The organism is Staphylococcus equorum (assembly GCF_029024965.1).
Taxonomy (GTDB): Bacteria; Bacillota; Bacilli; order Staphylococcales; family Staphylococcaceae; genus Staphylococcus; species Staphylococcus equorum.
This window is the reverse complement of the sequence record NZ_CP118982.1, coordinates 430,062-453,996: the sequence shown is the minus strand read 5'-3', so window position 1 is coordinate 453,996 and position 23,935 is coordinate 430,062. Positions and strand designations below refer to the sequence as shown.

At 32.9% G+C, this 23,935-nt stretch carries 19 protein-coding genes; 6 read left to right on the top strand and 13 right to left on the bottom strand.

Annotated elements, in window-relative coordinates; genetic code table 11:
* Positions 1-93 precede the first annotated feature (93 nt).
* Complete coding sequence (locus PYW44_RS02025; RefSeq protein ID WP_021339725.1) at positions 94-1,263, top strand: hydroxymethylglutaryl-CoA synthase; 1,170 nt, start codon at positions 94-96, stop codon at positions 1,261-1,263.
* A 381-nt stretch (positions 1,264-1,644) separates the two neighbouring features.
* Here PYW44_RS02025 and PYW44_RS02020 read toward each other — a convergent pair whose 3' ends face one another.
* Together PYW44_RS02020 and PYW44_RS02015 are read right to left on the bottom strand one after the other, a co-directional pair.
* The gene (locus PYW44_RS02020; protein WP_172457952.1) at positions 1,645-3,228 is read right to left on the bottom strand and encodes a BCCT family transporter; all 1,584 of its coding nucleotides are present in this window, start codon (positions 3,226-3,228) and stop codon (positions 1,645-1,647) included.
* A 140-nt stretch (positions 3,229-3,368) separates the two neighbouring features.
* On the bottom strand, positions 3,369-3,902 hold the full coding sequence (locus tag PYW44_RS02015) for a methylated-DNA--[protein]-cysteine S-methyltransferase (protein ID WP_021339728.1): 534 nt from the start codon (positions 3,900-3,902) through the stop codon (positions 3,369-3,371).
* Between the two features lie 117 nt (positions 3,903-4,019).
* Here PYW44_RS02015 and PYW44_RS02010 point away from each other — a divergent pair, with 117 nt between their 5' ends.
* A complete protein-coding gene (locus tag PYW44_RS02010) occupies positions 4,020-4,319 on the top strand; it encodes a YrhK family protein (RefSeq protein ID WP_021339729.1) in 300 nt (99 codons plus the stop codon).
* A 70-nt stretch (positions 4,320-4,389) separates the two neighbouring features.
* Here PYW44_RS02010 and PYW44_RS02005 read toward each other — a convergent pair whose 3' ends face one another.
* The 7 genes from PYW44_RS02005 to PYW44_RS01975 form a co-directional block, all read right to left on the bottom strand.
* Positions 4,390-4,893, bottom strand: coding sequence for an MFS transporter (locus PYW44_RS02005; protein ID WP_021339730.1), 504 nt, complete (start codon positions 4,891-4,893; stop codon positions 4,390-4,392).
* Positions 4,894-5,128: 235 nt separating this feature from the next.
* Positions 5,129-5,821, bottom strand: a complete 693-nt coding sequence (locus tag PYW44_RS02000) for an alpha/beta hydrolase (RefSeq protein ID WP_021339731.1) — start codon at positions 5,819-5,821, stop codon at positions 5,129-5,131.
* Between the two features lie 45 nt (positions 5,822-5,866).
* Entirely contained in the window at positions 5,867-6,331 is a 465-nt protein-coding gene (locus tag PYW44_RS01995) for a hypothetical protein (RefSeq protein WP_021339732.1), read from the bottom strand.
* A 155-nt stretch (positions 6,332-6,486) separates the two neighbouring features.
* Complete coding sequence (locus PYW44_RS01990; protein WP_021339733.1) at positions 6,487-7,662, bottom strand: M20 family metallopeptidase; 1,176 nt, start codon at positions 7,660-7,662, stop codon at positions 6,487-6,489.
* Between the two features lie 98 nt (positions 7,663-7,760).
* Positions 7,761-9,149 carry an MFS transporter gene (locus PYW44_RS01985; RefSeq protein ID WP_065367498.1) on the bottom strand — a complete coding sequence of 463 codons (1,389 nt, stop codon included), beginning with the start codon at positions 9,147-9,149 and terminating at the stop codon, positions 7,761-7,763.
* 355 nt (positions 9,150-9,504) lie between these two features.
* The gene (gene aryK / locus PYW44_RS01980) at positions 9,505-11,799 is read right to left on the bottom strand and encodes a transcriptional regulator AryK (protein ID WP_069801720.1); all 2,295 of its coding nucleotides are present in this window, start codon (positions 11,797-11,799) and stop codon (positions 9,505-9,507) included.
* Positions 11,800-11,961: 162 nt separating this feature from the next.
* Entirely contained in the window at positions 11,962-14,490 is a 2,529-nt protein-coding gene (locus tag PYW44_RS01975; protein WP_021339736.1) for an MMPL family transporter, read from the bottom strand.
* Between the two features lie 147 nt (positions 14,491-14,637).
* Here PYW44_RS01975 and PYW44_RS01970 point away from each other — a divergent pair, with 147 nt between their 5' ends.
* A complete protein-coding gene (locus tag PYW44_RS01970; protein ID WP_002506635.1) occupies positions 14,638-15,189 on the top strand; it encodes a TetR/AcrR family transcriptional regulator in 552 nt (183 codons plus the stop codon).
* Between the two features lie 73 nt (positions 15,190-15,262).
* On the opposite strand, the gene pruA is transcribed toward PYW44_RS01970, so the two are convergent.
* A complete protein-coding gene (gene pruA, locus PYW44_RS01965) occupies positions 15,263-16,807 on the bottom strand; it encodes an L-glutamate gamma-semialdehyde dehydrogenase (RefSeq protein WP_064783413.1) in 1,545 nt (514 codons plus the stop codon).
* A 335-nt stretch (positions 16,808-17,142) separates the two neighbouring features.
* Here pruA and PYW44_RS01960 point away from each other — a divergent pair, with 335 nt between their 5' ends.
* Positions 17,143-18,213: an acyltransferase family protein gene (locus PYW44_RS01960; RefSeq protein ID WP_021339738.1), complete on the top strand. Its 1,071-nt coding sequence runs from the start codon at positions 17,143-17,145 to the stop codon at positions 18,211-18,213.
* Between the two features lie 141 nt (positions 18,214-18,354).
* On the opposite strand, the gene PYW44_RS01955 is transcribed toward PYW44_RS01960, so the two are convergent.
* Positions 18,355-18,975: a DUF4064 domain-containing protein gene (locus PYW44_RS01955; protein ID WP_021339739.1), complete on the bottom strand. Its 621-nt coding sequence runs from the start codon at positions 18,973-18,975 to the stop codon at positions 18,355-18,357.
* Positions 18,976-19,177: 202 nt separating this feature from the next.
* On the opposite strand from PYW44_RS01955, the gene PYW44_RS01950 reads away from it, so the two are divergent.
* A complete protein-coding gene (locus PYW44_RS01950) occupies positions 19,178-20,884 on the top strand; it encodes a BCCT family transporter (protein ID WP_021339740.1) in 1,707 nt (568 codons plus the stop codon).
* Between the two features lie 130 nt (positions 20,885-21,014).
* Positions 21,015-21,800: a putative hydro-lyase gene (locus PYW44_RS01945; RefSeq protein ID WP_021339741.1), complete on the top strand. Its 786-nt coding sequence runs from the start codon at positions 21,015-21,017 to the stop codon at positions 21,798-21,800.
* Between the two features lie 125 nt (positions 21,801-21,925).
* Here PYW44_RS01945 and PYW44_RS01940 read toward each other — a convergent pair whose 3' ends face one another.
* Both PYW44_RS01940 and PYW44_RS01935 read right to left on the bottom strand, forming a co-directional pair.
* Complete coding sequence (locus tag PYW44_RS01940) at positions 21,926-22,942, bottom strand: PTS sugar transporter subunit IIC (RefSeq protein WP_002506629.1); 1,017 nt, start codon at positions 22,940-22,942, stop codon at positions 21,926-21,928.
* Positions 22,943-23,349: 407 nt separating this feature from the next.
* Entirely contained in the window at positions 23,350-23,910 is a 561-nt protein-coding gene (locus tag PYW44_RS01935) for a sugar O-acetyltransferase (protein ID WP_002506628.1), read from the bottom strand.
* Positions 23,911-23,935: the final 25 nt, after the last annotated feature.

The window sequence follows — 23,935 nt, the reverse complement described above, 5'->3', positions numbered from 1 at the left end:
TTTATTTACAGTTTTTAAATCATTGTATTTTATAAGCGTGATTTGGTATGATACAGGTGCTTATTTATATATAGAAAGGTGTCGATACGCTTTATGACAATTGGTATTGATCAAATTAATTTTTACGTTCCAAGATTTTATGTAGACATGGCTAAACTGGCAGAATCACGCCAAGTTGACCCAAATAAATTTCTACTTGGCATTGGCCAAAATGAAATGGCAGTTAGTCCAGTAAGCCAAGATATTGTTACAATGGGCGCAAATGCCGCAAAAGACATCGTTACTGATGAAGATAAAAAACAAATCAGTATGGTTATCGTTGCAACAGAATCTGCAATTGATTCTGCGAAAGCTTCAGCAGTACAAATACATAACTTGCTTGGCATTCAACCATTTGCACGTTGTATTGAAATGAAAGAAGCTTGCTATGCTGCAACACCAGCAATTCAATTAGCTAAAGATTATTTAGCACAACGTCCAGATGAAAAAGTATTAGTTATCGCTAGCGATACTGCACGTTACGGTTTAAACTCTGGTGGCGAACCTACACAAGGTGCAGGTGCAGTTGCTATGATAATATCACAAAACCCACGAATTCTTGAATTAAATGATGACGCAGTTGCATTCACTGAAGATGTCTATGATTTTTGGCGTCCAAGTGGACAACCTTATCCTCTCGTTGATGGCGCATTGTCAAAAGACGCTTACATTCACTCGTTCCAAGAAAGCTGGAATGAATATGCTCGTCGCTACAATAAAACATTAGATAATTTTAAATCATTATGTTTCCACGTACCATTTACTAAAATGGGTAAAAAAGCACTTGACTCAATTTTAACAGATTCTGTTGATGAACAAACAAAAGCACGCTTAACTTCTGGTTATGAAGATGCTACATATTATAATCGTTATGTAGGTAACATCTACACTGGATCTTTATACTTAAGTTTGATTTCATTATTAGAAACGCATGACCTTTCTGGCGATGATACAATCGGACTCTTCAGTTACGGTTCAGGTTCTGTAGGCGAGTTCTTTAGCGGTAAAATTGTAAAAGGCTACCGAGATGCACTTGATATTCAAGGACATAAAGACCTTTTAAACAATCGTACTGAAATTTCAGTTGAAACGTATGAATCATTCTTTAAACGTTTTGATAATTTAGAATTCGATCACGAAACTGAATTAGCTGATGAACCAAAAAATATTTTCTATCTTGAAAGTATTAATGATCATATCCGTAATTATAATACCTTAAATTAAATCTGAAATCACTTAATCGTATCATGATTAAGATGCATAATTTAAATTACCATATTTAGCTTATGCATTTAAATCATGTGCTAGGAAGTCTTTACTGAATTTAATAAATTTATGTATATAAAAAGGGAGTGGGACAGAAATCTAATTTTTCTAATAAAATTTCGTCGTCCCACCCCGGCACAGCTGACTAGAATTGAAAAAAGCTTGATATAAGCGCATTTTCAATTCAGTCAGCCACTGCCAATATAAAAAATGAGGCTAAGACATGTCATTATGTCTCAGCCTCTTTTCTTTTTACTCAACAAACTAAAACAGAGGAGATATTTGTCAATTTACGACTGTATCTCCTCTGTTTTATGTACGTCTCATGTTATAACGTAATTATTTTTCTGCTTGTTCTTGTTCAATCTTACGTGTATATGCTTCGTATCGTTCTTTATTAGGTTGTAAAGTCAAACCTAGATATTTCCGTTCTTTGTTTGCATCTTTATATAAAGCAATCATCATTAATATCACTACAAAACTAAACGGTAGTGCTGATATGATAGCAGCAGATTGTAAGGCGTCTAAACCAGTATCTCCGCCAGCTAATAATAAGACATATGCAATACCTGCTAATGCTAATCCCCAAACAACTTTAACAAAAGCAGTAGGGTTTAACGTACCGTGTGCAGTCTGCATACCTAAGACATAGGTCGCTGAGTCTGCCGAAGTAATAAAGAATGATGCAATAAGTGCTAATGCAATCATTGAAAGAATAAATCCAAATGGTAATTCATTAAAGATTCCAAATAATTGTGTCTCAGGTGGTAATTTAAATAATTCACCGTGTTCTTGTCCAACTGTGATACCTGTTGTACCAAAGGCACTAAACCAAATGATACTAACCACTGTTGGAACACCTAACACTGCAACAACAAATTCTCTTATACTACGTCCTTTTGAAATCCTAGCGATGAATATACCAACAAATGGACTCCAGCTCATCCACCAGCCCCAATAATAGATTGTCCATGTTTGTAACCAGTCCGACTTTTGTTCATTTAACGGAGCAACGTCTAAAGTATTAAATAAAATTGAATTCAAATAGTCTCCTGTGCCGCTTGTCATCATATTTAAGATAAGTAGCGTTGGTCCCACAATAAAAACAATTACGAGTAGTAAAGCAGCTAACACCATATTCAAATTACTTAAATATTGAATACCTTTGCTTAAACCACTCCATGCACTATATAAAAACAATACAGTAACTACTGCTATAATTATACCTTGAACCAATGAATTAGCTGGTATACCAAATAAATAATTAAGCCCAGCGTTAATTTGAATGGCCCCTACGCCTAAAGAAACTGCAACACCAATTACTGTTGCAAAGACTGCTAGCACATCTACAACCGTGCCAATAGGACCTTCTACTCTATCGCCTAAAACTGGGCGTAGCGTTCTTGAAATCAAACCATTTTCACCTTTACGGAACTGTGAATATGCTAGTGCCAAAGCAACAACACCGTACATCGCCCATGGATGAACACCATAGTCTAGAAATGAAGATTGAAACGCTTCTGACATGGCTGCTTTTGTTTCAGCATCTGCTGTTGGCGGTGCTAAATAATGCGAAATAGGCTCTGATGCTCCGTAGAATACTAAACCTATACCCATACCTGCACTAAATAACATCGCTAACCATGACACCGTACGAAATTCTGGTTTATCCGAAGGTTTACCTAGCTTTAATTTACCGATTGGGCTAAATGCTAGAAATATGCAAAAGCCTAGTATTACAGTATATAACAACATATAATACCAACCGAATGTATCTGAAACCCAAGTAGACACACTACCTGTAATACTCCCAAATTGTTGAGGGAAAATTGCGCCAACCAAAACAAGTAATCCTATGATGGCAGCTGAATATATAAATACACTTGAAAATTGTTTTTTCTCTTTTGGCAAAATTCTCACCATCCCTTAAATTTTTAGCAAAGACGTGTAATAGAATACCATACTGAGTTAAATTATCAACTTAGTTAGAGTTTTTTTACAACTTGCAAGCGTATTTAAGTAACTTTTTTGAACATTTTAATTCATTGATCAACCTTACTGCTTCAAGGCTTTGTACTATGCTTAGGTCTATAAAATGCATCCATATCCATTTTTTCTAATTTAAGTAACTCAATTTTGGTATCAATGCCACCACCATAACCGGTTAAACTACCATCTTTACCAACAACTCTATGGCATGGAATGATAATTGAAATTGGATTGCTGCCTACTGCGCCACCCACCGCTTGTGACGACATTTGAGCTTTACCTCTTTTTTTCCCTATTATTTGTGCTATTTCACCATACGTTGCTGTTTCGCCGTAGGGTATTTCTAAAAGTGCTGCCCAGACTTGTTCACGAAATTCCGTGCCAGACGCTTTTAAAGGAAAATCAATTTCCGGAATATTTCCCGAGAAATATGCGTCTAACCAACGTTCTACTTTATCAAAGATAGGTTGTTCTGTTTCTACTAACTTATGGTCATATTTTAATTCGAAATCGGTTTGGTTGGGTAGCCACAATCCAGTGATATGCTCTCCGTCAGATGTTATTGCAACGCGTCCGATAGGTGCTTGATAGTATCTTTTATAATGCATGATGCTCCCCTCTTTCTGTCCTTCTGAATTTGTTTTATCATAAATCTTTCTCGGTTTTATGTAAACCATTAAGGGAATGAGTAAGACAACTCAAGATATGTATGGGAGGCCTTTTCTATGTCTAAATCAAAGCAACAAAATTCTATTAACAAAAGTACTGATTTAAATTTTAATACACCTCAAAGATCTGAACGTCTTACACTGATTTATAAAGCACTATACCAATTAAACGATGTTGTTCTTGTCATCATATTCTTAATAGGTAGTTTTTTATTTTTCAGTGATAATACTGTCACTATAGGTACAGTATTATTTGTAATCGGCAGTATACAGATGACAGTTAGACCGCTTATAGCATTGTCACATGATTTACATTTGGCACATAAATATAAAAAATTAGAAATGTATGACCAATAGTATACTTTATAATTCAACGTAATAAATACCACTGCAACGATAACGTTACAATGGTCTTTAATTTTAATATTTAACTATTTATTTTACGTGTCGGTATGATTAATGCACTCGCTAGAACACCACAACCAACAATACAAGCACCAACGATAAAGCCTGCTGTTGCCGCTGTATGTAAGCTTTGTCCACTTTGCATGATCGCTGTGTAAATAGAAGTCATAATTGCAATACCAAATGCGCCACCAAGTGTTGAGCCCATTTTAAATATACCGGAAGCGACGCCCACTTTTTCTGGAGGTGTAGTTGAAACTGCAGTACTCAATGCCGGTGTTGCAAAGAGACCTGTACCGCCACCAAAAAAGACTGATGCAATTAACGCTACAACGATATACCCTGAGGTACCAAAGAACGTTAAACTTATAGAAATATTGACTATACCTGGACTAGCACCAAAAGTTGACTGGATTTGAGGCCCAATATTCAAAAATGACTGGGCAAATAACCAATAAGTTAATATTGATAATACAATACCCGTCAACAATTTACCCCCTGAAATTTGTTTCATTTTTTCTACCATAAAAGCATCCCCTATGTTTGTTAATAATATAAAGTTAGAATTTAAAAGACACTTCTCTTCGCAAATTATAAATGAGAATATTACACAAATAAGTGTACGATTATTTCTTTTAAAAATTCTTACACTTTAAATTTTATCATTAATTAAGCATAAAGGTCAGAATTTACATGCTATTATTTCGAATTTTCTGATAAATAATGGCTATAATTTGTCATTTTTTACGTGAGCAAATTAACTAAAATAATTTTTTTACCGCTTTATTAAAGTATTTTTTGAAATAAATTTGCTGGTGTAATTCTTTATTATTTGTAACGAAATGAAATGTTATTTGTTCAGAAATTAAGAGCTCATTTAGAATGTCTACGCCTTGTTCAGTTTGAGCTAAGATATTGGTATTGATCTCTGGATGTTGTTCATCTTCAAGCGTGCCAATATACCAATAAACATGTTCTTCTTCTTTAATAATAGGTTGCTGTTTCATAAATGTTAGAAAGCCTGGATACCATATTGAAGGTGAAATCAGTATATATGTGCCAAATGTATCTGGTTTCTTGAATAACGCATAGAGCGCAACTAATCCACCTAGTGACGCCCCAGCAATACTTATATCCAAGCGCTGTTCAGATACATTGAAACATTTTTTTAAATAAGGTAACAATTGATCAGAAATCCATAAGAGATAATCATCCACTGCACTATAAAATGATTCATCTTCGACTTTATCTTGCCAAGCCGCATAAATTTTGTCATTATCATTCTGCACTAATCCTACAAATATGACTTCTCGTTCAATATCCTTAAATAAGTCATCACCATCTTGAACGATAACTAAAGGATATGGACCAGCTTTACGCTTAAAGTATCCTTTAGGTAATTTCACTTTAATATCACAGTGTTGAAAACGAATATTAAAATTTCTTATATTCATAGCAATCAACCCTCTTCCTATTCACCTCCATTAACTCAGGTGATTTTATAGAAAATTATATAACTCAATATCATTTTCTTTCGCATATTCTAAAGCAAGTATTTCTAAGATATTAATTAGTGCAGGGTTACCTTTAACTTTAATATATTGGAATTTCAAATTATGTTCTTCTGCTTTAATATTTTTTAATTCTGATTCATCTAAATTTTGTTGCGCTACATAGGCTTTTCTAAATTTTGCTGTGCCAGCATCTGATTTCACATTGAATTGTGCGAGCTTATCATTTAAATCTTTTTGAGTAAGTTTGTATCCAGTCATAAACCCACCTGCTTGTCCTACATATAATGGTTTTTTATTTTTAAAGATAACAAAAACACCTTTTTGTTCTTGAACTTCACTTCTAGTTTCTTTATCAAATGTAAGTGCCTTTGACTTATCATATTTGAATAATTTTTTTAACGGCTTATTATAATCTTCAAGCAATTCACTTAGTTTTTTATCTGCATTCATTTCAATCATCCTTTTTCATTATTTTATTATTCTATATATACACTTTAATGCGCCTGCATAAACTACATGAAAAATGGGAAGAAAATTATGCACACAAAAATAAAGGTTGTAGCCCAGTATAATAAGCTACAACCTTTATTTTATGTTTTAATACTTTATTTTAAATAATTGAATACGGTAACGCCTACTGCTTCAGCTGCTACGCGTAATGATTTTTCACTGATATCAAATTTAGGATGATGATGTGGATGAATGTCACCATTGTCAGGTGCAGCACCTGCATAAATAAATGTGCTCGGTATAGCTTTAGCATAATATGCAAAATCTTCAGAAGGTGGTTGTGCTTCACATCTTTCTATACCTTTAATTGCATCTGTATCAGCACTTTCAATAGATTCTACAACAAAATTCGTAAACTCTGGATCATTGTACAATGCAGGATAATCGACATTATATTCTAATTCACATGTCACACCAAACATTGCTTCTAAGCCATCTGTTAAACGTTTAACCTCTTTTTTAATCGTTTGTTTGGTTTCATCAGTCAAGGCACGTACATCGCCCTCTACTTCAATACTATCTTTGATTACATTAAATTGTCCTTTACCGTCAAATGAACCAATTGTTACAACGCCAGTTTCAAAAGGATTCAAACGTCTTGAAACTATTGTTTGTAAAGCATTAACAAAATATGCACCAGCTACAATACTATCATTTGCCGTATGTGGTGATGAACCGTGTCCTCCTTGGCCATTCACTTTAAGTTTAAAGAAATCTCTACCCGTTTGTACATTACCTTCACGATAATATACATTACCAGATGGCATATGACTCATCACATGGACACCTAATACATGGTCGACACCATCTAAGACACCATCTTTAATCATCGCTTGTGCACCGCCTGGAGGTACTTCTTCAGCAGGCTGATGAATAACAACAACTTTACCTTTAAATTGATCTTTCAATTCGATAAGTGTTTCAGCAAGAATTAGCATATATGCTGTATGTGCGTCATGACCACAAGCATGCATCACGCCTTCATTTTTTGAAGCAAATTCTAACCCAGTATCCTCTTGAATTGGTAGTGCATCAAAATCAGCACGTATTGCAATTGTCTTACCAGGTTTCCCACTATCGATTGTCACCTTCAAACCATTAGGACCTACATTCGTTTCTACTTCACAATCTTTATCTTTATAAAAATCTTCAATATACTTAGGCGTTTCTTCTTCGTGGAAAGATAGCTCAGGATATTGATGAAGATAGCGACGTATCTCAATCATTCGATTTTCTTTCTCTTTCAATATATCTATTAATTGTTTCACCATAACAGTTCCTCCTATATTAAATATATTCAACTTATTTACATTATATACTTTTTGAGTGTAATTTATGTGTTAGAGCATTTTGTTGAATAACGTAAATGTTATGCCTTTTTAAATGATGGGACAGTAATCAATATGATAATTAACGATAATAATGCCATCAACACATTGAGTAATAATCCTATTAATGCGCCAGTTTGGACATTAGTAGTACTTGCCACGATACCATAAAGTGCGCCTGATAACGCGATACCAAATGCACCACCGAGTGATGAAGCCATTTTATAAATACCAGAAGCCACACCTACTTTATCTTCAGGTGAATTTGAAATAGCCATATCAGTTGAAGGTGTAGCATAGAAACCGAGTCCCAAACCATAAAGTAAATATCCAATGATACAAACGACTACATAAATTGTGCTTGGTAAAAATATAAGCGAGATTAAAATTATACCAATCATATTAAAAAATGTGCCGAGCATCATCGGCTTTTTAGCGCCTACTTTTTGTAGAATCTTTTCTCCTACTCTAATCATTAATAATACTGTTACCAAATAAGTAATAGATAATAAACCAGTTTGGAATGCATTAAAGCCTAAACCTTGCTGCACAAATGTGTTAGCTACTAACAGTGCACCTGCTACACCATTTAATAAAAAATTAGAAAGTGTGGCACCTGTATATGCTTTATTATTAAAAAGTTTGAAATCGATTAATGGATTTTGTTTTTTATTTTCCATTTTAATAAAACTTATTGTCGAAACTATAAATATTATTATTAAACCTATAATGATTGGTGAAAAAATACCCAATGATGCACTTTGTGTGATCACCACATTAATACTTAACATCATAACAACAAATAATAGTAATCCTGTGTAATCAAATCCTACCTTAGTTTTGCTAACTGATTTTGTTTCAGGTGTGCCTTTTATTAATAACATCGAAACTAAGGCGATGATGATAGACAAGATAAATATCCATCTCCATCCTACAAATGTCGATACCATTCCGCCAAATAAAGATGCTAAACCTGAACCTCCCCATGAACCGATAGACCAATTACTTAAAGCACGTTGTCTATCTTTCCCATCAAAATAAGCTTTCATTATGGCTAATGTTGACGGCATAATTGCTGCAGCAGACAACCCTTGAATCACTCTACCTACAATAAGTAAGATAGATAAGTTACTCACGATAATCAATAATGAACCAATAATACTAAGCCACAAACCAATATAAGTTATTTTTACGCGTCCAACTTTATCAGCGAGACTACCTGCACCTACCACAAACATTCCTGAGAAAAGCGCAGTAATACTCACCGCAATACTCACTGTTCCTATATTACTGTTAAAAGATTGCTGCAAAGTCGGTACTACATTTAATAGTGATTGTGCAAACAACCAAAAGGTGACGACCCCTAATACAATTCCTAATATTAATTTATTATCTCCTTTATATGTCTGTACATTTCCTTTTTGAGTCATTCTTTATCCTCCTAAATTAAATTTTCAAATGACAAACAGGAAAGATAAGCCTAATTGTAAAATGTTTTTCTCTTAACATCCTCAATCAATAACGCTCGCTATCCTTTATAAAAAATATTGTAGCGCGTAATTTTAGATCTCAATATAGCGTATTTGTTGTTTTTATATCTTATTTATAACGCATTCGATTTATATTACTTCTATGACAAAAATGTACATATTGATTTTTGTCATCAATAATTATTCTCACGTTTAAATATAGGATTAATGATACTTACTCGAAATAAAAACTAGAGAATAGGACAGACACTCTACTTTTTAAATGAGCTTCCGTTGTCCAACCTCTAGTTGCTTTTTAGCTATATTTTTTATCAAAATATCTTCTAAATTCAATAATTTGAATTGCATTTGTAAGTAATTTTAAGTGATATGTTATTGTATCGATTATATCTACTTCACTTACATCCAGTTTGGGAAAAGATACTCGATTAACATAATTAATCGTTTCTTCATCCATGCCATGTTGCGTATTATATTGTTGCCATATTTTATATAACGCACCATGATTTTTATCTAATGTTAGATGCTTAATTTTGTATGTCCCAGGTAATAAATCAAAAATATTTATTTGATATTCTTTATGATTTAAGTCATTAGAGGAATCATTCAAAGTAAAATAAGGGTTATAATGTTCTGCATCCCAGAGCACAATTTGAAAATGTTCGGTATTACCTAAAGCAATACAATTTCCATTTCTATACAAGATGTTTTTTAATAATTTTTTAAAAAACATACTTGTAAAAAAAGCAGGTCTTTTACCATCAAATTGATGGTATAAATCAATACCATTTAATTCTTTTTTTATATCTTTCTGACTATATTTCTGATGTATCTCAAAATTCAACCAGTATCCAATCATATTAATATGGCCATTCATTTCTATAAGTTGTTCAAAAATAATGCCTGCTCTAAAATATTCTCCATTTGTCAGATTTGTATCGCCTGTCAATGTATTCCAATTCAATAATGTAAAGGAAATTTTTCGATTTTTTACATCTAACCATTCCATAATTTTCTTTAATTTGAGCGTGATGTGTTTCTTAGCTAAATTAAATTGGTCACTCTCGATAGATTGAAAATTAATTATGTCATTTTGATTTGCACAGAATGCAATACTATCAATATGTTGCTTATGATCCTCTAAAATGCGTTTAGCTATGTGTACTTCTGCTTGATTTTCAATATTAAAGTTCAGTACAATTTTGATATTTTTAAAATACTGTTTAAATAATGTGATTATTGTTTGAGAGTTCTGTTCATCTATACAATTTATGTAAAGTACTAGATTAAATAAATGACTATCTGGAACTGTGTTATAAATATGTTCCAATACATATACCAATTCTTTATAATAACCTTTGAACTTCGAGATTGCTTTCGGTGGATTTATCTCTATGCCTAAACCAATGTGATACATGAGTAAAAAATTCAAGCATTCATCTATCTTCATATAACGGTGTACATTCGGTATAACTTCATCACTTTCGATAATTTTATCCTTAATAAAACCTTCTCTAATCGGATCTTTAATCAGTACATGATTTAATCCTATACACTTTTTCACTTCTAGTAATTGTTTTCGATATCTTTGAATGAGTAATACGTCTAAATTTCCTATTTGTATTACATGTTGATAATGCAAAAGTGTTTGTTTTGAGTCTTTTAAAGTAACATCAATGACTTTTTCTGCTTCAGTTGATTGGATAGCACTATCGACAGGTTGATTGATATAATCTGATAAATAGTGCAAATAAATTTGATATGCAATATTTTCATTTTCTTCATATTGATTTTCACTCAAATGTATATCTTTATATTCCCCCCTATATTGTGTAGGCGTCATTTGTGTATCTTTCTTAAAATGTTTCAGTAACATGTTAGAATTGCTAAAACCATTTTTCAAAGCAATTTGCGTAATTGTGTTATCTGTATAAATCAAATCTTCCTTACAATGCTCAAGTCTTATGTGAATCAGATATTGATTGAATCCCATTCCCATTTGCTGTGTGAAAATTTTTGATAAATACGTAGTGCTAAGTGCTACCTTTTTGGCTACTTTAGTTAACGAGATATCATTAGTGTAATTACTTTGAATATAGTTACATACAAATTCTACTCGATAGTCATTTAACATTGTTTTATATGATTCGTTCATTTTTGTCGGTAAGAATCGTACAATTATAAACATTAAATTTATTAACTGCTGTTCTATATACAAACGATAATACTCCCCCTTTCTAATATTCACAACGCCTATCATTGCAATAGCATTTACGATTTGTTTATAAATAACTTCTTGCAAACACCCTTTTTCTAAAATTAAAATTTTATTATTATAATCATCTATATATTGCTTTAAGTAACTTTCAGTTAAATGAATAGAAATATAGAGTGTATCTTTATTTTCTATGAAACGAAATTGCTCACGATGATTAACAATAAAAATATCACCTTTCTGGTATTCATATTTTTCATTATATTTCCATACTATCAATCTACTTCTCAGCACTAACACAAGACGTAATCCATCATTTATGCTGACTGTTAGCTTGTTTGGTTCATTAAATTCTACTTGATAAAAAGTTTTCATGATTCACCTCTTTATAATTCAATATTTTAATAAAAATTATAAATTTGGCTATAATCTATACTATTTTGTTGATTTTTGGACAAAAAAACTGCCAACAAAATCTGAAATTTTGTTGGCAGTAATTGATTCTCAATATAATTAAGAATCCTAATATATTTAGACTTATTTTTTATTAATCGTTTTCTCGATTAATTCATTCAGTTTGTTAATATTTTTACTTTGTTGCGCTAACAGTGACATAACATCTTCATCTTTGTTTTCTGTACTTGATGTTGTATTACGTTCTGTACTGTTATCTACATTATTAGCGTTATTATTATCGCTGTAATAATGCGGTTGTTTTTTACCTGCTTGATAGTCTGCTAATGCTTGATATAAGAAATCTGTTTGCGCTGTTTGTTGCGCAATCTCGTCATATAGCATTTTAGTTTTTCTATCAACTGAAATTGCATTACTATTTTTAGCTGTTGTCGTTGATTGTTGGTGAATATTGAATGTACGATCATAACTTTCTTTTGAAGTACTCACTTTCTGAGTAGGCATCATACTTTGTAATTCATGTCCTTCAATATCCACACTTGGTAAAATTCTATTTAACCATGCTGGCATATACCATGATGCTTTACCAAACAACTGTGTCAGTGCAGGTATCAATAGTAAACGAACGACAAATGCATCGAATAATACACCGAAACCAAGTGCTATACCCATTGATTTTATCATCACATCATCTTGGAAGACAAAAGCGATGAACACACTGAACATAATTAATGCTGCAGCAACCACAACCGGGCCACTTTCTTTAATACCCACTTTAATAGAATGTTCGTTGTTACGTGTCTTACTGTATTCTTCATGGATACGTGACATTAAGAACACTTCATAATCCATTGCGAGACCAAATAATAAACCGATTGTTATTACTGGTAAGAATGCGAGTAATGGGCCTGTCGTATCAACACCAAACAGACCAGACATGAATCCTTCTTGCATGATTAATGTCGTAAAGCCAAGTGTTGCTACTAATGATAATACGAATCCTAGTACTGCCTTCAATGGAATAATAATTGAACGGAATACTACCATTAATAGAATAAATGCTAAAGCTACGATAACACTCGCAAATAATGGAATTGCTTCATTTAATTTTTGAGACATATCAATGTTGATTACACTTTGACCAGACACTTCTGTTTTGAAATCATATTTATCTTGTGCATCGTCATTATAATCTCTTAAATCATGGACTAAATCATTTGTAGATTGTGCGTTAGGTCCTTTTTCAGGAATTACAGCAACTAAGGCATAGTCTTTACTATCACTTAGTTGAGGAGGCGTCGCCATATCCACGTTATCCATACCATTAATATCTTTTGTCAGATCTTGTAAATCTTTTTGTAATGCTTGAGGATCATCTTTCTTATCTTTAACATTCACAAGCATAGCAATTTGGCCATTATAACCTTCGCCAAATTTGTCTGAAATAATATCATATGCTTTTTTCTGTGTCGTATCTTCCGATTTCATACCATCATCTGGAATACCTAAACGCATATCACTAATTGGGATTGCTGCTACTACTAAAATAATAAGTCCAATTAAGACTGCTGCTAAAGGTTTGCCTACAACAAATTTTGACCAAGCTGTATCAACATCGCCTTCAAATTCTGATTTACTTTGTTTAGGCTTAATGCTCTTATGGAAAATGCTGATGATTGCAGGTAATAATGTTAAAGCACTAATTACCGCTACTAATACACTAATAGCTGACGCATAACCCATGACTGCTAAGAAGTCTATGCCAACGAGGGCTAGCCCACAAACTGCAATAATTACAGTTACACCAGCAAAGATAACAGCACTACCAGCTGTACCTACAGCTAAACCGATAGCTTTAATATGATCTGGTTCTGTCTTCACTATTTGACGATATCTAAATAGTATAAACAGTGCGTAATCTATACCTACTGCAAGTCCAATCATAACGGCTAACGTCAATGTAACGTTTGGAATATCGAACGCGTAAGTAAGTAATGAAATAATCCCTACGCCTGTACCCAAGCCAAGTAATGCACTGATAATTGGCATACCTGCCGCAATAAATGAGCCAAACGTAATTAATAATACAACGAATGCTACGATAATACCTATTATTTCTGAAGCACCGCCAATTTCAGTAGACTCCATTCCTGAACCCATTAATTCAGCTTGTACATTATGTTTATCTTCTAATTTTTCAACTTCATCTTTTACATTATCTTTAGAATCTGCTTTTAAAGCTGTAGCAGACACATCATAATTGACATCCGCAAAAGCAGTTGTCTTATCTTTACTTATTTGTTTATTATCATAAGGATCTGAAACATTCTTAATATCATCATCATTGTCTTTAATGTCATTCAATGTGCCTTTGATATCTTTAGTCATATCTTCCTTAACTATGCCATCTTCAGAATCGCTCTTAAATACAATTCTTATTTGTGCTTTTTCACTATCCTGGTTAAATTCATCTTCTATTTTTTCATTTGTATCGAGTGATTCTAAACCATTCATAGTGATGTCATTATCAAATTTAGGTGAACTTATTGTAAGTGGTATAATAATTGCTGCGAGTAAAACGACCCATGCAACAACACTCCACCATTTATGTTTTGCAATAAACGAACCTAATTTATACAAAAACTTTGCCAAACTATTGCCTCCTAATTTAATCAACGTTATAGTTTATACATATAGTGTAGATTATTTATATTAACATTTTACAAGCTAAGTCGTATTATAAAAAGAACTAATTATGCCAATATGTCTATTTAAACTACAAAAAGGGAGAAGTGTAGAATGAATGAAAAAGATCTCCGTGTTATTAAAACAAAACGCGCGCTGTCTAAAAGTTTTTATGATCTCTTGGAAAAACATCCTTTTTCAACAATTACCGTAAACCAAATTTGCAACGAAGCTTTGGTACATCGAACAACATTTTATAAACATTTTTATGATAAATATGATTTACTTATTTATTTAATTACCTATTTAATGAAAGATTATTTTTCAATTGATTTTAAAGAACGCATTAACAATCCATTTACTATTATGGAAAAAACAATAACAGATATCGATGAACTTAACAAAGTTAAAGAAAAGCAAATAGAAGACAAAGATTTTGAACGAACGATTACAAATTATTTCATCCGTGTATTACAAAATGACATTAAAGATAATATGTCACGTATTTCTGTAGATCCGAGTGTTCCAATCGAACTGATTTTTTATGTATATGGCGCAAGTTTATTTGGCTTTATGGAGTGGATGCGCGACCACAATATTAAACGCCCGGCACACGAAATAGATGAAATCTTTCATAAAATGATTAATATCAAAGTAAAGACGTAAAACAATAAATTCACGCCAAAAAACCTCTCACTGCAAAGCAATGAGAGGCTTTTAAATTATTTTATAATTTTAATTAGAACATTTCTGAAGCGACTTTTTGTTCTAAGAAGTTTAATAGATAGTCTGGGCTACCTGTCTTAGCGTCAGTACCTGACATTTTGAAACCACCGAACGGGTGATAGCCAACAACTGCTGCAGTACATCCACGGTTAAGGTATAAGTTACCTACATCGTATTCTTCAACTGCATGAATCCAGTTTTCACGATTATTAGTAATTACAGCACCTGTTAAACCATAATCTGTATCGTTAGCAATGTCTAATAGTTCTTCAAAGTCGTTGCCTTTAACAAAGCCAACCACCGGACCAAAGATTTCTTCTTGCATGATTTGGTCTCTTGATTTTAAGTCTGAGATGATTGTAGGTTCAATAAAGTATCCAGTAGTACCATCCGTACCACCACCGAACTCTAATTTACCTTCTTTGCTACCAATTTCAATATAATTTTTAATTTTATCAAATTGTTTTTTATTAATAACTGGTCCCATGTTCGTGTTATTCTCAGTATTGCCCAATGTTAAATTCTTAGTTAATTCAACTGTTTTTTTCAATACTTCATCATATACATCTTTGTGTACGATTGCACGAGAACACGCTGAACATTTCTGTCCTGAGAAACCAAATGCAGAACTTACAATAGATTCTGCTGCTAAATCAGTGTCGATATCTTTATCAACTACGATTGCATCTTTACCACCCATTTCAGCAATAACACGTTTTAAGAACTTTTGTCCTTTTTGTACTTTTGCAGCTCTTTCAAAAATTCGAGTACCTGTAGCAAGTGAACCTGTGAAAGTTACAAAATGCGTGTGTACGCTATCTACAAGATAGTCACCGATTTCTTTTGGATCCCCTGGTACAAAGTTAACAACACCTTTTGGTAATCCAGCTTCTTCTAAAATTTCAATTAATTTATATGCAGTTAATGGTGTATCTTCTGCTGGTTTTAAAAGTACTGTGTTCCCTGCAACTACTGGCGCTAATGTCGTACCAGCCATGATTGCAAACGGGAAGTTCCATGGTGGAATTGTAACACCAGTACCAATTGGTTTATAGAAGTATTTATTATGTTCTCCTTCTCTATCCAATGTTGGTTTACCGTCTGCTAATTCCATCATTGATCTCGCATAGTATTCAATGAAATCAATACCTTCTGCTGCGTCACCTACAGCTTCATCCCATGGTTTACCTGCTTCGTAAACCATCACCGCTGAGATTTCTTCTTTACGACGTCTAATAATTGCCGATACTCTAAGTAAAAATTCAGCACGATCTTTGTGTGACCATTTCTTCCATGATTTATAAGCTTCGTTTGCAGACTCAAATGCTTTATCTACATCTGCTTGAGTTGCTTTTGAAACTTCTGCAATAACTTCAGTAGTATTGGCAGGGTTGATAGATTGATACGTATCTTTTGTGAATATTTCTTCCCCATTAATTACTAAAGGAATTTTTTGATTTAATTCACCTTTAACTTTCTTTAAAGCCTCTTTAAATGATTCTACATTTTTACTGTCTGTAAAATCGATACCTGGTTCATTCTGATAATTAACTACCATTTTTCTACCCCCATGTCAGTTTGTAAATAGAAAACACGAATGGAATTATTCCACTCTTGATTTTATTGTATATGTATCACACCACAAATGCAATCGCTTACAATCACTTTTTTTAATTAAATCGTATCTCACCTATTTCGCATTATTCCCTAAAATTTGCTATTATATTCATTGATATTTATTGTTAATATCATATAAATAGTAAATGCTAATTTAATAAAATTTATCTTAATATTTACACTGAATTCTCATTACGTATGTTATTATTTAAACTTGAATATAATCATAACAATATTTATTTTCAAAAAAAGAACAATCGAGAGGTTAAGCTATTTATGAAAACATATACGTCTGTTATTTTTTGGATGCGTACTATAGCTTGTTTAAGTATTGTTCTCATTCATGCGATTACAACTACATTTTCCAAAATGGATTTTGTGGGCCATGGCACTGCTATTAGAATTTTTCAATTATTGCTAATGTTTAGTACGCCATTATTTGTATTCATTTCAGAATTTTTATTAGCGAAAAATTATCACGTTAAAACAAAACCTGGTTTCTTTAAAAACAAATTGATTTATTTAGGTATCCCATATATTGTTGTTAATCTAGCTATCTCATATTTCTATTTTGAACCTGAGACATTAGATGATTACTTTGGGCATGTTTCAAACACGATGTTCCATGGTGGCGCTGTGACATACTTTATTGTAATTATTTTCCAATTCTATATATTACACATTCTCTTTGCTAAATACATAATTAAATGGAAACCTATTCCTGTAATTATTGGTGCAACAATATTCGCCACATTGTATTGGGCATTTAGAGAATTTGTACCCCCATCAGAAAATCCAATTTTAGGATTGTTTTGGGGAAGAGAAGGTTGGATGCTCTTTTTAGGTTGGATTAGTTATTTCTTACTTGGTTTTTATACAGGCATATACTATGAGTCCCTCATGAAGAATATTAAAAAATATACTTGGCTTATTATTTTTGGCGCAATCTTGTCAGCAGGTATATTAATTAGTAACTATTTATTTGGTGTTAGTACTTGGGTAGAATCTAAACGCTTTGATATACCATTTTATGTCACAATGGTGATCTTGCTGTTTTTCTTATTCTCATCCTATGTCAAATATGTTCCAAAATTCGTATTATTCATAAGTAACTACTCATTCTGTATATATTTAGTTCATTACTTCTTTGTGCATGATTTAGGCTTATTGAGAGCGGATAGTTCATTAAGAAACATTGCTTTCACTTTCATTCTCACAGTCACAATATCAGTTTGTCTAGCATATGTATTCAACTTATTCAAACTCGGAAAATTTATGGTAGGTGGTATTGGACACATCAATTACGACAAAGTGTATGAAAGTTATAAACACGGCAAGATGGATTAGTAAATTAACAAATTATATATCAAATACAATAATTAAAAGAGGACTAGCTGTTTTTTACAATCAGCTAGTCCTCTTTCTTTATCTTATTATTTCATAGTATCACCATTTATCATTTTACGTTCATCATGAAATACTTCGATTTTATTTATCTTTACGATCTTGGCGACGTTGATACGTGTGTTCATCAGAAGTCGATACCGCTTCGTCTTTGTCATCACTTAGTTTCTCTTGCTTTGTAAAGTCTCTATCATCAGTTTGATGTTCTGGTGCTTCATCTTTTAATTCAGTATTTCGCTCTTGATAATGATTGTCTGTATTGCTTCTATTATTTGAATTCGTAACACCTTCATAGCTCGGTTTATGCGCTTTTCTTACTAATAGTAAAATACCAGCTACTAACCACAATAATGCAGTAATCCAATTAAATGTAAATACTGTAACAATTGCAATTAATATCAGTACAACACCCGACACTTTAGGAATTTTATTAATTAATAACGCAAATATAATTGCGATAATTGTACATACGATAACTGCTCCTAAAGCTACAATAAACAAGCTACTCGCCATATCTAATAATTGAGATGGTGTCATTTGATTTGATACCTGATTAAATTCTTGACTATTGTTCATTGATTGTATGAGTGAATCTTTTACGCTCGCATCATTTAAAAATGGCGTAACGATAGCCATTAAAAATATTAAGATAAACTGTAGGATAATGCCTACCCAGGTTAATATTTTTTCCACAGTTCTTTTCATAATTTTCCTCCTCAGGAATTTACTTCTAGCTTTGTTAATGCTATACCCCTCACAAATAACGTTATGCAATAATATGATTGCTCAATCTATTCTATTGTATTTAAATACTTAAAACAAACGAATTTAGTCCAATGAGTAACAAAATAATAATAAGGGTATGTAATTATAATCTAAATAAACAAAGGAATGATTAAATAGCGTTATGAATAATAAGCATAAGAGAAAAACAAAAAATCGTAATTTGGTCTACATTATTTCAGTAGCTATCATTTTACTCATCACTTTAGTTGCTGGTATTTTCCCAAAGGGGTTTGGAACATACGCACAACAAGTTTATGACTACATATCAAATTCTTTCGGATGGTTATTCTTAGTTATTATTTTTATTTTAGATATCTTTTTAATCGCGTTAGCTGTATCTCGTTATGGACGCTTTAAATTAGGTAGAGATGATGAAGAGCCTGAGTTTTCTATGCATTCTTGGATTGGAATGCTATTTTCAGCAGGCTTAGGTGTAGGGATTGTCTTTTGGGGTGTGGCTGAACCATTAAGTCATTATTTACATTCTCCCTTCCCAGGCACAGTCGCAGATGAGTCGGCAGAATCTGCAAGAGTCGCAATGGGCTATACATTTTTCCACTGGGGTATTTCACAATGGTCTATATTTGCAATTGCCGGTCTTACTGTCGCTTATTTCCAATTCAGAAAAAATCGTGACGGGCTAATTTCAACAGCGATGGAGCCTGTATTTGGCGAAGCATATAAGCGCCCTTACAGAAACATCATCGATATTTTAGCTATTATTGCGACAGTGATGGGTATCGCAACTTCAATTGGATTAGGTATTATGCAAATTAGCGGTGGGTTAGAACATGTCTTTAATATACCTAATAATAATATTACTAAAATCACAATTACTGTATTAATGGTAGCTATTTTCTTAACTTCTGCAGCAACTGGTTTAAATAGAGGTGTCAAATGGCTAAGTAATATTAATATAGGATTAGGTGCCTTGCTTCTTATCTTTATGTTCATTTTTGGTGATTTAAAATTCATTTTCGAATCTTACACTTTAGCAATTGGTGATTATTTACGTCATTTTATTGAATATAGTTTACGTATTAGTCCATATACCGGAGACAATGGCTGGATTCAACAATGGACAGTCTTTTATTGGGCATGGGTGATTTCATGGTCTCCATTTATAGGTGGTTTCGTTGCGCGGGTTTCACGTGGACGTACGATAAGAGAATTCATCGTTGGCGTACTCATTATTCCACCGCTAATTTCATTTACTTGGATTGCTGGTTTTGGGGGTACAGCAGTTAAAATTGCACTCAAAGAGAATGATAATATTGCTAACGTTGTTGATCAAGACTACACCGTAGCGTTATTTGAATTGTTATCTAAATTCCCTCTTGCTGACATTACGAGTGCTTTAGCAATTGCACTGATATTTATATTTATTGTCACAAGTGCTGATTCAACAACACATATTGTCTCAGGCATGGCAACAGGTGGCATAGCAAATCCTAAGACGAAGCACAAAATCATTTGGGGTATTTTAATTGGTGCAATTTCAGTATCTATGACAATTGCTGGTGGCTTAACAAGTTTACAAACCGCTTCTGTTGTCACAGGGCTTCCGTTCTCTATTATCTTGCTATTAATGATTGTGTCATTAATGCGTGCATTGCGTAGAGAACCAACGAAACATTTTAAAATGACACATATAGATGATGATAAAGATTATTCAATTCCACTTGAGCAACGTGAAGATGATGATACTAATGATTCAAAAGACGATTCAGCAAATGATAAGCAAAGCACAACTCATGATGAAAAAGAAGCTGAATTAAACAAACAATATAGAAATAATAAAAAAGACGAAAATAATAACGACAAATAAAATGATTCACCCCTCCTATTCTCTAGCTAATGGAGGGGCATTTTTATAAACTTGTAATATACATATATTTAACTGTTATGACTTATTTTTGCTAAACTAACGATAAGTTTTAAATTAAGGGGATGGTTTTATGAATTTAGATAATATACAGCCACATAAACTAAGAGAAATGATTAGTAATGGAGAACTTACTGATCCTACCAGTGGTATGGCTAAAGGATACGTACAAGCCAATGTCGTTATTCTACCTTCAAGCTACGCATATGATTTTTTAAGGTTTTGTTTTAGAAATCCTAAAACATGTCCACTTTTAGATGTATCCGAAAAAGGTTCTACTACCTTTCCTTTCTACGGTAAACAAGCAGATATTAGCACAGAGGTGGCAGAATATCGTGTCTATCGTTATGGCGAGCTCGTTGAATCACCAACAAATGTCTCGCATCTATTTAATGGTGATATGGTCAGCTTTTTAATCGGTTGTAGTTTTACCTTTGAACATGCCTTATTAGAAGCCGACATTCCGATTCGACATATTGAAGAAGATCACAATGTACCTATGTTCATCACTGATATACCCGCAGAACCAAGTGGCGAATTTGCAGGTAATATCACAGTAAGTATGCGCCCGATGACAATGCAGCAAGCCATTAAAGCAACTGAAATTACTACACACTTTAAAAATATGCATGGGACACCGCTACATATTGGTGATCCATCTAAAATAGGTATTGATAATATTACAAGACCTGATTTTGGAGAACCTGCCACAATAAAGGAAAATGAAGTTCCTGTCTTTTGGGGATGTGGTGTGACCCCACAATCTATCGCTCTAGATGCCAAGCCAGAATTAATGATTACCCACGCACCAGGACATATGTTTATTACAGATATACTTAATAGTCAAATTGGTGATTAATAACTAGTTATCTATTACTGTTTCAAATATCTCAAAAAATAAAAGGAGGTTTAGATTTCATTTGAAAAATCTAAACCTCCTTTTTTATTCAAGATTTTATACTACAACGCATTACAACGTATGTTTTAACGGGATTCTATATCCTCTTGCGTTACAATTGGATAATTTTTGAAAAGTTTAGAACATACATAGCCTACAATTAGACCAATAACAGCGATAATTGCGCCATAAATGAAAATTTTCAATGGATCATTAAATCCAAACATGACTAAGAAACCAGCTAGTGGGGTTGCCGTACCAGTTGCATCATTTATCATTCCAGATGAAGCGATAACCGCTCCCGCTAATGCACCACCTATAAAATTCGCAGTATATATTGGAACAGGATTTGCCGACACAATATCTGCTTGAGATAATGGTTCAATACAAACAGCAATTCTAGATTTACGATCGCCTAATTTCAATTTATTAAACATTGTGCCATTAATAAATGAAGAAGAGAAAGAAACCATAGCAGCAATTGCCATTGGCATACCAGTTAGACCAAGTAATGCCGTTAAAGCCATAGAGCTTAATGGCGCTGTTCCTACTACTGTAATAACACCACCAAGAATAATCCCCATAATAATTGGGTTTATTTCTGTAGAACTTTGAATGATGTCACCTATTTTTAATAGTGAATTGTTAACTAACGGGGTAATACCCGTCGCAACTAATCTTGCTAAAGGTGCAATAATTAAAATACCTACGATCAAATCTATACCATCTGGTACTTTTCTTTCCGCGTATTTCATTAAATAACCAACAACATAGCCAGCGACGAAACCAGGTATTAAATCTAGTCCTCCACATGAGGCAGCTATAACTAAAGCATATACAGGTGAAACACCAATAGCTAATGCTACAAGTCCAGCTGCAGCTACACCACCAAGACCTCCAGCAGCATCGCCCAGTTCACCTAAAAATTTAATACCTAATAGGTCGCCACCTACGTATTTATGAAATGCTTCAACTAAGAATGTTGCAATTGCAGCATTTGCTAAAGCACCCATCGCACGCATACCCATAGGTGCTCGATATGTAAACAGTGTAAATAATGCTAACACTACAACTAAAAACAAAGTTCCAATTAATATATCCATCTTTGAAATGCCTCTTTCCTTTTCTTGAAGTAGTTATGTTTTTGTGTGGACATAATTGTTTCAATTCTAACTATAAGCAAATTTATCGATTCCTTTCTAAAAATCAGATTCATCTATCTTATATATATTCATCTACAATTATATTACTTACCTTTTCACTCACATTTTTATATCTTAACACATTTCACTATTATATTCCGAACAATTTTATTATTTTAAATTTAAGCTCCGCGGAATATTTTTCTACATTGTTTTAATTTGTTTTTTAATATTACACGATTTAATGATAATGACTATTGTAGATTATTTTTATATTTCATGATTATTTACACTATGTACAATAAAAAAATGGTGGTAATATCCATTACGTAATGAATGTTACCACCGCTTTTTCTGTTAAATATTTATTAATTATCTATTTTATTTATAGGTTTAGCTGGTGTTCCGACTGCTAGTACATTTTCCGGAATATCCTTCGCCACAACACTACCTGCCCCAATGACTGCTCCATCACCGATTTGAACACCCGGCAACACAATAACGTTAGCACCTAACCACACGTTATTTCCTATGTTAATAGGTAATGCTTGTTCTAACCCTATATTTCTCTGTTGATATTGAAGAGGATGAACAGCTGTATAAAGTCCACATTTCGGACCTATAAAAACATTATCTCCAATAAAAATCTTTCCGCCATCCATAAAATAACAATCATGATTTACAAATACATTATTTCCTAAAAAAACATTGTAGCCATAATCTACTTGGAATGGGCTTAATATTTCTAAATTATCTGGCTTATCATTGAGTAAGTCAGTTAAAATTGCATTGCGTTTTTCTGAATTGCTCGGCTTTGTGTGGTTTAATTCAAAGCAAAGATCTTTCGCTTTATTCCTTTCAACATCCAAAGCTTCATCAAAGTTAGCATCATACCATTCACCTGCTAACATCTTTTCTTTTTCGTTCATACATATATCCCTCCATCATTAAGTT

Coding starts and splice junctions, on each gene's coding strand:
- PYW44_RS02025 (WP_021339725.1), top strand. CDS start 94: ATGACAATTGGTATTGATCAAATTAATTTTTACGTTCCAAGATTTTAT.
- PYW44_RS02020 (WP_172457952.1), bottom strand. CDS start 3,228: ATGGTGAGAATTTTGCCAAAAGAGAAAAAACAATTTTCAAGTGTATTT.
- PYW44_RS02015 (WP_021339728.1), bottom strand. CDS start 3,902: ATGCATTATAAAAGATACTATCAAGCACCTATCGGACGCGTTGCAATA.
- PYW44_RS02010 (WP_021339729.1), top strand. CDS start 4,020: ATGTCTAAATCAAAGCAACAAAATTCTATTAACAAAAGTACTGATTTA.
- PYW44_RS02005 (WP_021339730.1), bottom strand. CDS start 4,893: ATGGTAGAAAAAATGAAACAAATTTCAGGGGGTAAATTGTTGACGGGT.
- PYW44_RS02000 (WP_021339731.1), bottom strand. CDS start 5,821: ATGAATATAAGAAATTTTAATATTCGTTTTCAACACTGTGATATTAAA.
- PYW44_RS01995 (WP_021339732.1), bottom strand. CDS start 6,331: ATGAATGCAGATAAAAAACTAAGTGAATTGCTTGAAGATTATAATAAG.
- PYW44_RS01990 (WP_021339733.1), bottom strand. CDS start 7,662: ATGGTGAAACAATTAATAGATATATTGAAAGAGAAAGAAAATCGAATG.
- PYW44_RS01985 (WP_065367498.1), bottom strand. CDS start 9,149: ATGACTCAAAAAGGAAATGTACAGACATATAAAGGAGATAATAAATTA.
- aryK (WP_069801720.1), bottom strand. CDS start 11,799: ATGAAAACTTTTTATCAAGTAGAATTTAATGAACCAAACAAGCTAACA.
- PYW44_RS01970 (WP_002506635.1), top strand. CDS start 14,638: ATGAATGAAAAAGATCTCCGTGTTATTAAAACAAAACGCGCGCTGTCT.
- pruA (WP_064783413.1), bottom strand. CDS start 16,807: ATGGTAGTTAATTATCAGAATGAACCAGGTATCGATTTTACAGACAGT.
- PYW44_RS01960 (WP_021339738.1), top strand. CDS start 17,143: ATGAAAACATATACGTCTGTTATTTTTTGGATGCGTACTATAGCTTGT.
- PYW44_RS01955 (WP_021339739.1), bottom strand. CDS start 18,975: ATGAAAAGAACTGTGGAAAAAATATTAACCTGGGTAGGCATTATCCTA.
- PYW44_RS01950 (WP_021339740.1), top strand. CDS start 19,178: ATGAATAATAAGCATAAGAGAAAAACAAAAAATCGTAATTTGGTCTAC.
- PYW44_RS01945 (WP_021339741.1), top strand. CDS start 21,015: ATGAATTTAGATAATATACAGCCACATAAACTAAGAGAAATGATTAGT.
- PYW44_RS01940 (WP_002506629.1), bottom strand. CDS start 22,942: ATGGATATATTAATTGGAACTTTGTTTTTAGTTGTAGTGTTAGCATTA.
- PYW44_RS01935 (WP_002506628.1), bottom strand. CDS start 23,910: ATGAACGAAAAAGAAAAGATGTTAGCAGGTGAATGGTATGATGCTAAC.